6 protein-coding genes are annotated in these 15,313 nt (G+C 72.0%); 3 read left to right on the plus strand and 3 right to left on the minus strand.

Annotated features, from left to right (window positions below):
* Positions 1-116: 116 nt before the first annotated feature.
* The 3 genes from ABZ016_RS42105 to ABZ016_RS42115 all read right to left on the minus strand — a co-directional run bounded on the left by ABZ016_RS42105 (position 117) and on the right by ABZ016_RS42115 (position 4,984).
* The gene (locus ABZ016_RS42105) at positions 117-908 is read right to left on the minus strand and encodes a serine protease (protein ID WP_356922085.1); all 792 of its coding nucleotides are present in this window, start codon (positions 906-908) and stop codon (positions 117-119) included.
* 203 nt (positions 909-1,111) lie between these two features.
* Positions 1,112-3,964, minus strand: a complete 2,853-nt coding sequence (locus ABZ016_RS42110; protein WP_356922086.1) for an AAA family ATPase — start codon at positions 3,962-3,964, stop codon at positions 1,112-1,114.
* 204 nt (positions 3,965-4,168) lie between these two features.
* On the minus strand, positions 4,169-4,984 hold the full coding sequence (locus ABZ016_RS42115) for a helix-turn-helix transcriptional regulator (protein ID WP_356922087.1): 816 nt from the start codon (positions 4,982-4,984) through the stop codon (positions 4,169-4,171).
* Positions 4,985-5,109: 125 nt separating this feature from the next.
* Here ABZ016_RS42115 and ABZ016_RS42120 point away from each other — a divergent pair, with 125 nt between their 5' ends.
* The 3 genes from ABZ016_RS42120 to ABZ016_RS42130 all read left to right on the plus strand — a co-directional run.
* Positions 5,110-6,789, plus strand: a complete 1,680-nt coding sequence (locus tag ABZ016_RS42120; protein ID WP_356922088.1) for an AMP-binding protein — start codon at positions 5,110-5,112, stop codon at positions 6,787-6,789.
* Positions 6,786-8,372, plus strand: coding sequence for an AMP-binding protein (locus ABZ016_RS42125; protein ID WP_356922089.1), 1,587 nt, complete (start codon positions 6,786-6,788; stop codon positions 8,370-8,372). The genes ABZ016_RS42120 and ABZ016_RS42125 overlap by 4 nt, the downstream gene beginning before the upstream one ends.
* 360 nt (positions 8,373-8,732) lie before the next feature.
* Positions 8,733-15,313 (plus strand): Ig-like domain repeat protein (locus ABZ016_RS42130; RefSeq protein ID WP_356922090.1); only part of this gene is annotated, 6,581 nt, incomplete at its 3' end.

The raw sequence follows: 15,313 nt of genomic DNA on the forward strand, positions 1-15,313 counted from the left end.
ACTCACTCCCTCTCGTTTTTTCTTTTTGGGGGGGGGGGGGGGGGGGGGGGCGGGCGCGCCCCCCCCCCCCCCCCCCTGGTATGTCACCTGAGGGGTACTCAGGAACTATCGGCCGGTCACGAGTTGATCTGCGTGGTGACCAGGTTCGAGAAGGTGGTCAGCCGGGTGTAGACCCCCGGGTAACCGGCCTGGGCGCAACCCTCGCCCCAGGAAGTGATGCCTGCCAGGACGCCCCCGATGAGCAGGGGACCGCCGCTGTCGCCCTGGCAGGTGTCCACGCCGCCGGAGGTCTTTCCGGCGCACACCATGTCGCTCTGCACGAAGTCGGAGCCGTAGGAGCTCGCGCAACTGGAGTCGGACACGGTCGGTACGGTCGCGGTGCGCAGCTGGTTGGAGGAGCTGCCGCCGGCGGAGGTGGTGCCCCAGCCGAGGATGCGGGCCGTGGTGCCGGCCGCGTACACCGAGGTCTGCGAGGAGGAGACGTACTTCGCCGTGGTGTACGGCATCGACGTCGACAGCGTCAGCACGGCCACGTCGTCGCCGTTGGTGGCGTCGGTGTAGCTCGGGTGGATCCAGATCTTGCTGACCTTGCTGACCGTGCCGTTGGTGCCGTTGAGGTAGGTGCGGCCACCGACCACGCGCACGCCGCTGGTCGTCTCGCCGACCATGCAGTGCGCGGCGGTGACGACCTTCGTCGGGGAGACCAGCGTGCCGCCGCAGAACTGGTTCTGCGAGGCGTCCGTGATCTGCATGACGAACGGGTACGCGGTCGTGGTCGTCGTCGTACCGCCGACGATCGGCTGGGGCGCGGCGACGGCCGTAGGAGCGGCGAGCAGCGCGGTCGTGGCGGCTGCAGCGGTCGCCGCGGCTACGGCGGCGGCCTTCTTGGCGGCGTTGAGCCCGAACATGGGTCTCCTTGGGGAGTTGCCGGTGGGGGGTCGCGCGGGGGGTGGTGCACGGGGACCCTGACGCCGTTGTTCGGATCTCCGTGTGCCCGGCGAGCGGCACGCCCCAAAGCTAGAGCCCGGCAGGGAAGGCCCCCAATGAGGGAAGCCCCTAAGGGAGTTGGGCAGGGAAAACCCTCGGTCGGACCCCAGAAACCCAGGTGGGGTCAGGTGCTGCGGCGGCCCGCGGCCAGCCTGACGATGTCCACCCGCGAGCGGATCCCCAGCTTCCGGTAGACCCGGGTGAGGGTCGCCTCGACGGTCTTGACGCTGATGAACAGGCGGGCCGCGATCTCCCGGTTGGTCGCGCCCTCCATCACCAGCGAGGCGACCTGACGCTCCATCGAGGCGAGCCCTTCCAGCGCGTCGAGCGCCACGGGAGGTGCCGCGGAGGCGGGCTCCACCGCCGCCGAACCGGCAGCGACCGCCGCGTCGACCTGCCGCAGCCAGGGCAGTGCCCGGCAGCGCCGGAACAGCCGTGCGGCCTCGTCGTACGACGCCGGACCCGGCAGGGGAGCGCCCCCGGCGCGGGGGAAGGCCGCGGTCCGGTCGCGCAGCCGGGCCAGGGCGAAGGCGGCACGGGCCTCCTCCAGGCCGTAGCCGAGCCTGCCGAGCCGGTCCTGCACGGACATCAACCGGACGAGCGCGGCCTCGTGTTCGCCGCGTGCCGCCCGCACCAGCGCCTCGGCCCGGTCGAGCACCGCCAGCACGCTCTGCCGGCCCAGCCGCAGCGCGTGCGACCGTGCCGTGTCGATGACGTCCTGCGCCTCGGCCGGTTCGCCGATCCGGACGAGGGCCTCGGCGAGGTCGCCGTGCCAGCGGCCGCGCGCCGGGTCGTTGATGCCGAGGCCGTGCTCCAGCTCCCGCACCCGGCGCAGCGAACGGACCGCGGCCGCCGGGTCCCCGGCCACCGACTGGGCGTAGCCCAGCGCCGCGAGGGCCCGGGACAGGTACATCTGGTCGCCGTCGACCTCGGCGTGGTCGGCCGCCTCACGGGCGAGGGCCAGCGCCCGGTCGACGTCCCCGGCGGAGGCCTCCGCGAGGGAGGTGAGCATCGCCGAGGCGCCCTCGCCGATCCCGGAGTCCCGGGCCAGCCGCAGGCTCTCGCGGGCCAGGTCCAGGGCCCGGCCGCAGTGCCCGGTGCGCAGTTCCGTCTCGGCGAGGAAGCGCAGGAAGTGCACCTCGCTCTCGACCATGCCGCGGCGCCGCACCTCGCGCAGCAGCGCCGTGATCGTCGTCCGCGCCTCGGGCAGCTGGTCGCTCATGATCAGCCAGCGGAACCGGGCCGAACCGGCGCCGTTGTGGTGGCAGGCCACGTAGGGGTCCTGGGGTTCCTTCAGGGCCCGTTTGACCGTCGCGGGCGCGTCGGGGTGGCCCATCAGGGTCTCGGTGGAGGCCTGGAAGGACAGCGCCATCAGTTCGGTGCGCCGGTCCGCGCCCCGGGCGGCCAGCTCCGCCGCGTGCGCGGCCTCCTGCCGGGCCTCGGCGAAGTCGCCCTCGACGACCAGGCCGCGCCAGGCCAGCTGGTAGTGGACCAGGGCGAGCAGCCCCGGGTCGTCGCCCGCGTCGGCCAGGACCTGCGGGAACACGGCGTCGACGTCGCCGAGGGCCTGCCCGGCCGCCTCGATGACCACCATCCAGGCGCGGACCCGCTCGGCGGGCAGGGTGGCACGCGTCAGTACGTCGCGTGCGATGTCCCGGGCCAGATCGGCCTCGCCGGCGGTGATCGCGTCCTCGGCCGCCTGCAGCCGCCGCTCGTCCGGTCCGGGCGTGCTGTCCGCGGGGGTGTGCCGGGCCGCGAGCAGCCCGAGCGAGGCGGCCACGGACGGCGCCCCGCGGTCCCGGGCCAGCGCACCGGCCTCGGCGAGCCGGGCCGCCACCTCCGGGTCGGTGCCGGTGGTCGCCAGGGCCAGGTGCCGGGCCCGTTCGATCGGGTCGGAGGCGGCCGTGGACAGCGCGGCGTGCACGGCCCGCCGCTCCTGCGCCGGGGCCTCCGCGTACAGCGCGGCCGAGATCAGCGGATGCGCGAACCGTACGGCCGGCCCCTCCGTGTCGGTCGCCAGCAGCCCCAGCTCCGCCGCCCGGGCCGTCTCGGCCTCCGCGTGCTCCCGGCCGGCCGCGTGCAGCAACGCCAGCGTGGGGCGGGCGCCCGCGCTGGCGACGAGGAGGGTGCGGCGCGCCTCGTCCGACAGCATCTCCAGCCGGCTCAGCACCAGGGCCCGCAGCGAGGTCGGCACGGGCAGCGGCTCGCCGGGCCGGGGCCGCGTCGGGCTCTCGGCGAGGGCACGGCCCAGTTCCAGCGCGAACAGCGGGTTGCCGCCGCTGGTGCGGTGGATGTCGCGGATCGTGGAGCGGGACAGGGGGGTGTAGCCGCGGTGGTCGAGCAGTGCCGAGACCTGGGTACGGGTGAGCGGGCCCAGCCGGACGGCGAGGGTGTCGGGCGGGGACGCGCGTAGATGGCGGTCGTACTCCTGGCCCTCGGTCCGCACCGCGCACAGCATCTGTACGGGCGTGTCGCCGAGCCGGCGGGCGGCGAACCCGAGCAGCTCGGCACTGGCCGCGTCCAGCCACTGGAGGTCGTCGGCCACGACCAGCACCGGGCCCTTCGCGGCCAGGGCGCGCAGGGCCGACAGCACGGCGAGGCGCAGCGCGAGCCCGTCGCTCTGGAGGGTGGACTCGCCGCGGCCGGTGAGTGCCGACTCCAGGGCGGTGCGCTGGGCGGCGGGCAGCCGGCCGGACACCTCGTCCAGCACGAGGCCCAACAGGTCGGCCAGCGCCAGGAAGGGCAGATGGGATTCGGACTCGGTGGCCGAGCAGCGCAACACGGTCCGGGCCGCCCCGGCGTAATCGGCGGCCAGCGCCCGCAGAGCCGTCGACTTTCCAATTCCGGCAGGGCCGTGGAGCAGCACACTGCCGCCCCGGCCGAGCTGCTCACCCGCCGACGTGAACGCGTCCTCCCGGCCGATGACCAGGTCGGGGCGGCTCCTGGGAGGCTCCTGGAAGTCCCGTGGCACGGTCACCGCTCCCCTCCGTGTGTCGTGTCCGGGCCAATATTAGGCAACGGCTCTTTGAATTTCGGACGGACGGTGTGGTGAGGGAAACAACAACGGGCCTCGGCGGACGAATTCACGGGCCTGCCGAATGCGGCGGAACACCACGATGACGCCCGGTCGGGAACCCGTCGGCATGTCGAACAGACACGTGTCGCGGAAAGCATCACAAACCTACGGCAACCATCCCGCCCGGCGCGCGGCGACCACGGCCTCGCCCCGCGTGCTGGCCCGCAGCTTCCGCATGGCCGAGCGCAGGTACGCCTTGACGGTCTCGGGTGACACGCCCAGCCGCTCCGCCGCCACCGCGTTCGTCGCCCCGGCGGCGACACAGGCCAGCACGTCCACCTCGCGCGGCGCGAGCCGCACCCGGGCCGACGAAGTGCTCCCGGGGGCCGTCAGCAGCGCACACGCGCCGAGCAGCTCGGCGCGCACCCCCTCGTCCGCGATCCTCGGGGCCAGCGCCCGCAGGGCCGCGTGCGCCTCCCGCACCTGCTCCCACCCGGCACCCGCCGCCCCGGCCTCGGCGGCGAGCGTACGGGCCTCGTCCCGCACGACCAGGGCCCGCTCGACGTCCCGGGCCGCCTCCACGGCCGCGTCCAGCGTGCGCCCGCCCAGCGGCCGGGCCGTGCGCAGCGCCCCGTACAGCACCCCGCGCACCCGGTGCCGCACCACCACCGGCACGGCCAGCACCGAACGCAGCCCCTCCAGGGCCACCGGCGCGTCGTACTCGTGGCTGATCCGCCGCGACGCCGAGTAGTCCGTCACCACGCAGGGCCGCGACAGCGCCACCGTCTTCCCGCCCAGCCCGTTCCCGGACGTCACCACGAGCGAGCGCAGCGCGTGCGTCGCCGTCCCGCTCAGTTCGCTGATGCGCATCTGCTGCCCGGCCTCCATCAGGCCGCCGAAGGCCACCGGAAGGCCGGTGGCGCGCCGCAGGCGGAGCAGCGCGTTCCGTATGTCGACCGCGTCGGACGCGTCCGATGTCACCTGATCGCCCCTTCACTACGGCTGCTGTGCGGGCGCACCCCCCGTTCGGGGGTAGTGAGACCTGCATCACGGATTACACGATGGTCGGGAGCCGCCCGGCAATGGTCCGGCACCCAGGAGGACAGATGACATCGGCGACGGAGCTGTTCCGCGACGCGCGGGACTTCCTGCTGGAACACCGCGAGGACTACACGAGGGCCTACGAGGGCTTCCGCTGGCCCCGCCCCGAGTACTTCAACTGGGCGCTCGACTGGTTCGACGAGATCGCCGACGGCAACGCCCGTACCGCCCTGCACATCGTCGAGGAGGACGGCCACGAGACGCGGCTGTCCTTCGAGGAGATGTCCGTGCTGTCCCACCGGTTCGCGAACTGGCTGCGCGCCCGGGGCGTGCGCGCCGAGGACCGGATCCTCGTCATGCTCGGCAACCAGGCCGAACTGTGGATCACCGCGCTCGCGGCGATGAAGCTGCGCGCGGTGGTCATCCCGGCCACCCCGCTGCTCGGCCCCGCCGACCTGCGCGACCGCGTCGACCGCGGCCGGGTCCGGCACGTCATCGTGCGCCCGGCGGACACCGGCAAGTTCACCGAGGTCCCCGGCGACTACACGCGCATCGCGGCGGGAGCCGCCGCAACCGTGCCCGAGGGCTGGCTGCCGCTGGAGGACGCCCACGGCGCCCCGGCCGATTTCACACCCGACGGCCCGACCCGCGCCGACGACCCGCTGATGCTGTACTTCACCTCGGGCACCACCGCCCGGCCCAAGCTCGTCGAGCACACCCACACGTCGTACCCGATCGGGCACCTGTCGACCATGTACTGGATCGGCCTGAAGCCCGGCGACGTCCACCTGAACATCTCCTCGCCGGGCTGGGCCAAGCACGCCTGGTCCAACCTGTTCGCCCCCTGGAACGCCGAGGCGACCGTCTTCCTCCACAACTACACGCGCTTCGACGCCACCCGGCTGATGGCCGAGATGGACCGCGCCGGGGTCACCACCTTCTGTGCCCCGCCCACCGTCTGGCGCATGCTCATCCAGGCCGACCTGACCCAGCTGCGCACCCCGCCGCGGGAGGTCGTCGCCGCCGGAGAGCCGCTCAACCCGGAGGTCATCGAGCAGGTCCGCCGCACCTGGGGCAGCACCGTCCGGGACGGCTTCGGCCAGACCGAAACGGCCGTGCAGGTCGCCAACAGCCCCGGCCAGCCCCTCAAGACCGGCTCGATGGGCCGGCCGAGCCCCGGCTACCGCGTCGAGCTGCTGGACCCCGTCTCCGGAGCGCCGGGCGCGGCCGAGGGCGAGATCGCGCTCGACCTGTCGGCCCGCCCCGTCGGCCTGATGACCGGCTACCACGGCGACGCGGACCGCACGGCGGAGGCGATGGCCGGCGGCTACTACCGCACGGGCGACATCGGAGCGCGCGACGAGGACGGCTACATCACCTACGTGGGCCGCGCGGACGACGTGTTCAAGGCGTCCGACTACAAGATCAGCCCCTTCGAGCTGGAGAGCGCGCTGCTGGAGCACGAGGCGGTGGCCGAGGCGGCGGTCGTGCCCGCCCCGGACGAACTGCGCCTCGCGGTGCCGAAGGCGTACATCGTGCTGGCGGAGGGCTGGGAGCCGGGGCCCGACACCGCGAAGGTGCTGTTCGAGCACTCCAGGGAGGTCCTGGCCCCCTACAAGCGCATCCGCCGTCTGGAGTTCGGCGACCTGCCCAAGACCGTCTCCGGCAAGATCCGCCGCATCGAGCTGCGCGAGGCCACGGCGGCCGGGTCGCACGCCGAGTACCGCGAGGAGGACTTCCGGTGAACTCCTACACCCACGGGACCGGCCCCACACCGCTGCTCGGCGACACGATCGGCGCCAACCTGGACCGGGCCGTCGCGGCCTGGCCGGACCGGGAGGCGCTGGTCGACGTGCCGTCCGGGCGGCGCTGGACGTTCCGGCAGTTCGGCGCGGCCGTCGACGAACTGGCGTCGGCGCTGCTCGCCTCCGGGATCGCCAAGGGCGACCGGGTGGGCATCTGGGCGGTCAACTGCCCCGAGTGGGTGCTGGTCCAGTACGCCACGGCCCGCATCGGCGCGATCATGGTCAACATCAACCCGGCCTACCGCACCCACGAGGTGGAGTACGTCCTGAACCAGGCCGGGATCTCCCTCCTGTTCGCCTCCGTCGCTCACAAGACGAGCGACTACCGGGGGATGATCGAGCAAGTGCGCGGCAGGTGCGCCGAGTTGCGTGAGGTGGTGTACTTCGGCGACCCGAGCTGGGAGACGATGCTCGGCCGGGCGACCCCCGACGCCGTGTTCGGGGAGCTGTCCTGCGACGACCCGGTCAACATCCAGTACACGTCGGGGACGACCGGGTTCCCCAAGGGAGCCACCCTCTCCCACCACAACATCCTCAACAACGGTTACTTCGTGGGCGAGATGATCGCCTACAGCGAGCAGGACCGGGTGTGCGTCCCCGTGCCCTTCTACCACTGCTTCGGCATGGTCATGGGCAATCTGGCCGCCACGTCCCACGGCGCCTGCATCGTGATCCCGGCCCCGTCCTTCGACCCGAAGGCCACCCTGGACGCCGTCCAGCAGGAGCGCTGCACCTCGCTCTACGGCGTCCCGACCATGTTCATCGCCGAGCTCAACCTCCCCGACTTCGCCTCCTACGACCTCTCCTCCCTGCGCACCGGCATCATGGCGGGCTCGCCCTGCCCGGTGGAGGTGATGAAGCGGGTGGTCAACGAGATGAACATGGCCGGGGTGTCGATCTGCTACGGCATGACGGAGACCTCACCCGTCTCCACGCAGACCCGGCGCGACGACGACCTGGAACACCGCACCGGCACGGTCGGCCGCGTCCTGCCGCACCTCGAGGTGAAGGTCGTCGACCCGGCGACCGGCGTCACGCAACCGCGCGGTGTGACGGGCGAGTTGTGCACCCGCGGCTACAGCGTGATGCTCGGCTACTGGAACGAGCCGGAGAAGACCGCCGAGGCCATCGACGCGGGCCGCTGGATGCACACCGGCGACCTCGCGGTGATGCGCGAGGACGGCTACGTCGAGATCGTGGGCCGCATCAAGGACATGATCATCCGGGGCGGGGAGAACATCTACCCCCGCGAGATCGAGGAGTTCCTCCACACCCACCCGAAGATCCAGGACGTCCAGGTCGTGGGCGTCCCGCACGAGCACTACGGCGAGGAGGTTCTGGCCTGCGTCATCCTCGACGGCACCGCCGACTCGCTCACCCTGGAGGAACTGCGGGCGTTCTGCGACGGGAAGCTGGCGCACTACAAGATCCCGAGCAGGCTGCAGACCCTCGACTCCTTCCCCATGACGGTGTCCGGCAAGGTACGCAAAATGGAGCTGCGGGCGAAGTACGCGACGGACTGAGCAGCGGCACGCGCGCGCGGCCTCCGGCAGCCGGCCGAGGCAGCTCCGGAACCGGCGCGTTCCCTCCTCTTGCCTGACTGCCCGGCGCGCGCCGAACGTTGCGCGCCGGTGGCGTAGGCGGTCCCCGCGCCGCTCAAGCGACTTGCGCGCTCCGCTGTTCGGGGGATTTGGGCGTCGCGGTTCTGGCGTGGCGCAACCGGCCGGGAGCGTACTGGTGCTACCCACCGGGGCCGCCCGCCTCACTCGGCGACGGACGACGGTCAGTGGTGCACGACATCCGCCACCAGCAGCGCCCCCCCGGACAGTCGGGGGCGAGAGGCGGCCCCGGCCCAACCAGAATCCCTTGCGGAGGGCTGAACCATGCCTGGAACCGTAACCTTAGTCAGCGGCTCGCCGAACCCCTCGGTCGTGGGCCAGCCGGTGACGCTGACCGCGACCGTCACTCCCCTCGGACCGGGGACTCCCACCGGGACGGTCACCTTCACCGTCAGCGGCGGACCCACCGTGACGGCGCCCGTAGTGGGCGGTGTCGCGACAGCGACGGTCAACAACCTGCCCGTCGGAAGCCTCCCGGTCACCGCCGCCTACAGCGGTGACGCAAACTTCACCTCGTCCACGGGCAGCACGGTCGAGGTGGTCCTCAAGGCGTCCACCGTGACGACGGTGACCTCCGTACCCGACCCGTCGACCTTCGGGCAGACGGTGACGATCACGGCGACGGTGGCGCCGGTCGCGCCGGGGACGGGCACGCCGACGGGCACTGTCACCTTCGTCATCAGCGGCGGGCCGACCCAGACGGCGCCGCTGGTGGGCGGCACGGCGACCGTCACCACGAGCACCTTGGGCGTCGGCCCGCACACGATCACCGCGGTCTACGGCGGGGATGCCAAGTACCTGCCGTCCACGGGGACGGACACGCACACGGTGCAGGACAAGGCGGCCACCACGACGACGGTGGTTTCCTCGCCGGATCCGTCGGTGGTGGGGCAGCCGGTGAGCTTCACCGCCACCGTGGCACCGGTGCCCCCCGGCTCCGGCACGCCCACAGGCACGGTGACCTTCACCTTCGGCGACGGATCGCCGACGGTGACGGCCCCCTTGGTGGGAGGTACGGCGACGGTCAGCCACACCTACACCAGCCGCACCGGCAGCCCGTACACCGTCACCGCGACCTACAGCGGAGACGCCAACTTCAAGCCCTCCACGGGCACCGACACCCAGACGGTGAACGCGGCGGCGACGACCACGACGGTGGTGTCCTCGCCGGATCCGTCGGTGGTGGGGCAGCCGGTGAGCTTCACCGCCACCGTGGCGCCGGTGGCGCCGGGTGCGGGGACACCGACGGGCACGGTCACGTTCACCTTCGGGGACGGATCGCCACCGGTGACCGTGCCACTGTCCGGAGGCACCGCCACGACCACGCACGCCTACACCTCCACCACGGGCAGTCCCTTCGCGGTGACGGCCACCTACAGCGGCGCCGGGAGCTTCACACCGTCCACGGGCACCGACACCCAGACGGTGAACGCGGCGGCGACGACCACGACGGTGGTTTCCTCGCCCGATCCGTCGGTGGTGGGGCAGCCGGTGACGATCACGGCGACGGTGGCGACGGTGGCGCCGGGTGCGGGTACGCCCGCGGGTACGGTCACGTTCGACTTCGGTGACGGGTCGCCGACGGTCACCGGCACGCTGGTGGGCGGTACGGCGACGGTGACCCACGCCTACACGTCCACGACCGGCAGCCCGTTCACCATCACCGCCACCTACGCCGGGAACAGCAACTTCATCGGCTCCTCGGACACCGACACGCACACCGTCAACCCGTCGGCGACGACCACCACGGTGGTGTCCTCGCCGGATCCGTCGACGGTCGGCCAGCCGGTGACCATCACCACGACGGTCGCTCCGTCCGCACCCGGGGCAGGCGCGCCCACGGGGAACGTCACCATCAACTTCGGCGACGGCAGCCCGTCCACGACGGTGCCCCTGGTGGGCGGTACGGCGACGGTGACCCACGCCTACACGTCCACGACCGGCAGCCCGTTCACCATCACCGCCTCCTATGGCGGGGACAGCAACTTCTCCTCCTCCACGGGCACGGACACCCAGACCGTTTTCGCTGCGGCGACGAGCACGACGGTGGTGTCCTCGCCGGATCCGTCGGTGGTGGGTCAGTCGGTGAGCTTCACCGCGACGGTGGCGCCGGTGGCGCCGGGTGCGGGGACGCCGACGGGCACGGTCACCTTCGACTTCGGTGACGGGTCGCCGACGGTCACGGTGCCGGTCGCCGGCGGTACCGCGACCGCCACGCACACCTACACGACAACGACCGGCAGCCCGTTCACCGTTACTGCCTCGTACGGCGGGGACAGCAACTTCTCCTCCTCCACGGGCACCGACACCCAGGCCGTTCTACCGGCGGCGACGACCACGGCGGTGGTGTCCTCGCCGGATCCGTCGGTGGTGGGTCAGTCGGTGAGCTTCACCGCGACGGTGGCGCCGGTGGCTCCAGGTGCGGGGACGCCGACGGGGACGGTCACCTTCGACTTCGGTGACGGGTCGCCGACGGTCACGGTGCCGGTCGCCGGCGGTACCGCGACGGCCACCCACACCTACACGTCCACGACCGGCAGTCCGTACGCGGTGTCGGCGACCTATGGGGGTGACAGCAACTTCTCCGGTTCGACCGGCAGCGACACCCAGACGGTGAACGCGGCCGGGACGAGCACGGCGGTGGCTTCCTCGCCGGATCCGTCGGTGGTGGGGCAGCCGGTGACGATCACGGCGACCGTTGCGCCGGTGGCGCCGGGCGCGGGGACGCCGACGGGGACGGTCACCTTCGACTTCGGTGACGGCAGCCCGACGGTCACCGGCACGCTGGTGGGCGGTACGGCGACGGTGACCCACGCCTACACCACAACAACCGGCAGCCCGTTCACCGTTACGGCCTCGTACGCCGGGGACAGCAACTTCTCCGGTTCGGCCGGTAGCGACACGCAGACGGTGAACCCTGCTGCGACGAGCACGGCGGTGGTTTCTTCGCCGGATCCGTCGGTGGTGGGTCAGTCGGTGAGTTTCACGGCGACGGTGGCGCCGGTGGCTCCCGGGGCAGGCACGCCCACGGGGAACGTCACCATCAACTTCGGCGACGGCAGCCCGTCCACGACGGTGCCCCTGGTGGGCGGCACGGCGACGGTGACGCACGTCTACACCACGACGACCGGCAGTCCGTTCACCGTCACCGCTTCCTATGGCGGGGACAGTGACTTCTCCTCGTCCACGGGTACGGACACGCAGACGGTGAGCGCGGCGGCGACGACCACGGCGGTGGTTTCTTCCCCGGATCCGTCGGTGGTGGGTCAGTCGGTGAGCTTCACCGCGACGGTGGCGCCGGTGGCGCCGGGTGCGGGGACGCCGACGGGGACGGTCACGTTCGACTTCGGTGACGGCAGTCCCACCCAGACCGTGTCGGCCATGGGCGGAACCGCGACGGTGACCCACACCTACACGTCCACCAGCGGCAGCCCGTACGCGGTGTCGGCGACCTATGGGGGTGACGGTGACTTCTCCGGTTCAACCGGTACCGACACTCAGACGGTGAACGCTGCTGCGACGAGCACGGCGGTGGTGTCTTCGCCGGATCCGTCGGTGGTGGGTCAGTCCGTGAGTTTCACGGCGACGGTGGCGCCGGTGGCGCCGGGTGCGGGGACGCCGACGGGGACGGTCACGTTCGACTTCGGTGACGGTTCGCCGACGGTCACCGGCACCCTGGTGGGCGGCACGGCGACGGTGACGCACGCCTACACCACGACGACCGGCAGTCCGTTCACTGTCACCGCTTCCTATGGCGGGGACAGTGACTTCTCCTCGTCCACGGGCACGGACACCCAGACGGTGAACGCGGCCGGGACGACCACGGCGGTGGTGTCCTCGCCGGATCCGTCGGTGGTGGGTCAGTCCGTGACCTTCACCGCCACCGTGGCGCCGGTGGCGCCGGGTGCGGGGACGCCGACGGGCACGGTCACCTTCGACTTCGGCGACGGGTCGCCGACGGTCACGGTGCCGGTCGCCGGCGGTACCGCGACCGCCACCCACACCTACACGACAACGACCGGCAGCCCGTTCACCGTCACCGCGTCCTACGGCGGGGACAGTGACTTCTCCTCGTCCACCGGTACGGACACGCAGACGGTGAACGCTGCTGCGACGAGCACGGCGGTGGTGTCCTCGCCGGATCCGTCGGTGGTGGGTCAGTCGGTGAGCTTCACCGCGACGGTGGCGCCGGTGGCGCCGGGTGCGGGGACGCCGACGGGGACGGTCACCTTCGACTTCGGTGACGGGTCGCCGACGGTCACGGTGCCGGTCGCCGGCGGTACCGCGACCGCCACCCACACCTACACGTCCACGACCGGCAGCCCGTACGCGGTGTCGGCGACCTATGGGGGTGACAGCAACTTCTCCGGTTCGACCGGTAGCGACACGCAGACGGTGAACGCTGCTGCGACGACCACGGCGGTGGTGTCCTCACCGGATCCGTCGGTGGTGGGTCAGTCCGTGAGCTTCACCGCGACGGTTGCGCCAGTTGCGCCCGGTGCGGGGACGCCGACGGGGACTGTGGTCTTCGACTTCGGAGACGGATCGCCGACTGTCACCGGCACGCTGGTGGGCGGTAGCGCGACAGCCACCCACACCTACACCTCCACCAGCGGCAGCCCGTACGCGGTGTCGGCGACCTATGCGGGTGACGGTGACTTCTCCTCGTCCACCGGTACCGACACGCAGACGGTGAACGCTGCTGCCACGACCACGGCGGTGGTGTCCTCGCCGGATCCGTCGATGGTGGGTCAGTCCGTAAGCTTCACCGCGACGGTGGCGCCGGTGGCGCCGGGCGCGGGGACCCCGACGGGCACGGTCACGTTCGACTTCGGTGACGGCAGCCCCACCCAGACCGTGTCGGCCACGGGCGGCACGGCGACGGTGACCCACACGTACACCACAACGACCGGCAGCCCGTTCACCGTCACCGCCGCCTATGCCGGGGACGGTGACTTCTCCTCGTCCACCGGTACGGACACGCAGACGGTGAACGCTGCTGCCACGACCACGGCGGTGGTGTCCTCGCCGGATCCGTCGGTGGTGGGTCAGTCGGTGAGCTTCACCGCGACGGTGGCGCCGGTGGCTCCGGGTGCGGGGACGCCCACGGGGACGGTGGTCTTCGACTTCGGTGACGGCAGCCCCACCCAGACCGTGTCGGCCACGGGCGGCACGGCGACGGTGACGCACGCCTACACCACAACGGCCGGCAGCCCGTACGCGGTGTCGGCGACCTATGGGGGTGACGGTGACTTCTCCGGTTCGACCGGTAGCGACACGCAGACGGTGAACGCGGCGGCGACGAGCACGGCGGTGGTGTCCTCGCCGGATCCGTCGGTGGTGGGTCAGTCGGTGAGCTTCACCGCGACGGTGGCGCCGGTGGCTCCGGGTGCGGGGACGCCGACGGGCACGGTCACCTTCGACTTCGGTGACGGCAGCCCCACCCAGACCGTGTCGGCCACGGGCGGCACGGCGACGGTGACCCACACGTACACCACAACGACCGGCAGCCCGTTCACCGTCACCGCCACCTATGCCGGGGACAGCAACTTCTCCTCGTCCACCGGCACCGACACCCAGACCGTCCAAGCGGCCGGAACCACCACCACGGTCACCACCAGCCCCGACCCCTCGCTGGTCGGCCAACCGGTCACCACCACCGTGACGGTGGCCGCCCAGGCACCCGGTGCGGGAACACCGACCGGAACCGTGGTCGTCACCTTCGGGGACGGATCACCCGCCCAAACCGTGACGCTGGCCGGCGGGACGGCGACGGTCACCCACACCTACACGAGCACCGTGGGCAGCCCCTACACCGTCACCGCCACCTATGCCGGGGACGGCGACTTCAACCCCTCCACCGGTACCGACACGCAGACGGTGAACGTGGCCGCTACGACCACCACGGTCACGTCGACTCCCGACCCCTCGGTCTTCGGCGAACTGGTGACGATCACCGCCACGGTGACACCCACCGCGCCCGGAGCGGGTACGCCCGGCGGGACGGTGTTCTTCGTCATCAGCGGTGGACCGGTCCTCAGCGCTCCCGTCACCGGGGGCACGGCCACCGTCACCACCGTCGCCATGACGGTCGGCCCGCACACCATCACCGCCATCTACACCGGCAACAGCAACTTCGGCCCGTCGGTCGGCACCGACACCCACACCGTGAACCAGTCGGCCACGACGACCGCGGTGACGTCGGCGCCCGACCCGTCCGTGGTCGGAGAGCAGGTCACGGCCACAGCGACGGTGACAGCGACCGCTCCGGGTGCTGGGACGCCGACCGGGACCGTCACCTTCGACTTCGGTGACGGCTCCATGCCGGTCCCCGGAGTCGTCGTGGGCGGCACGGCCACCGCAACCCACACCTACACCACGGCGACCGGCAGCCCGACCACCATCACCGCCACCTACGGCGGAGACACCAGCTTCGCAGGCTCCGCGGACACCGACTCCCACACGATCGACGCGGCGGACACCACGACCACGGTGAGCTCCACGCCCGATCCGTCAGTGACCGGTGAGTCGGTGACGGTGACGGCGACGGTGGCGCCGGTGGCTCCGGGCGCGGGTACGCCTACGGGGACGGTGGTCTTCGACTTCGGAGACGGATCGCCGACAGTCACCGGCACCCTGTCGGGCGGCGTGGCCACGGTGGCGCACGCGTACGCCACCACAGGGGGCAGCCCGTTCACCATCACCGCCGCCTACACCGGGACGGGCGACTTCAACGCCTCCACCGGTGCCGACACGCAGACGGTGAACCAGGCCGCGACCACAGCCACGGTGAGCTCCACGCCCGATCCGTCGGTCACCGGTGAGTCGGTGACGGTGACGGCGAC

It is taken from the genome of Streptomyces sp. NPDC006372 (assembly GCF_040612515.1).
Lineage (GTDB): Bacteria > Actinomycetota > Actinomycetes > Streptomycetales > Streptomycetaceae > Streptomyces.

Bases quoted from the DNA above. Each gene is read 5' to 3' on its own strand.
- ABZ016_RS42105 (WP_356922085.1), bottom strand. From the start codon at position 908: ATGTTCGGGCTCAACGCCGCCAAGAAGGCCGCCGCCGTAGCCGCGGCG.
- ABZ016_RS42120 (WP_356922088.1), top strand. From the start codon at position 5,110: ATGACATCGGCGACGGAGCTGTTCCGCGACGCGCGGGACTTCCTGCTG.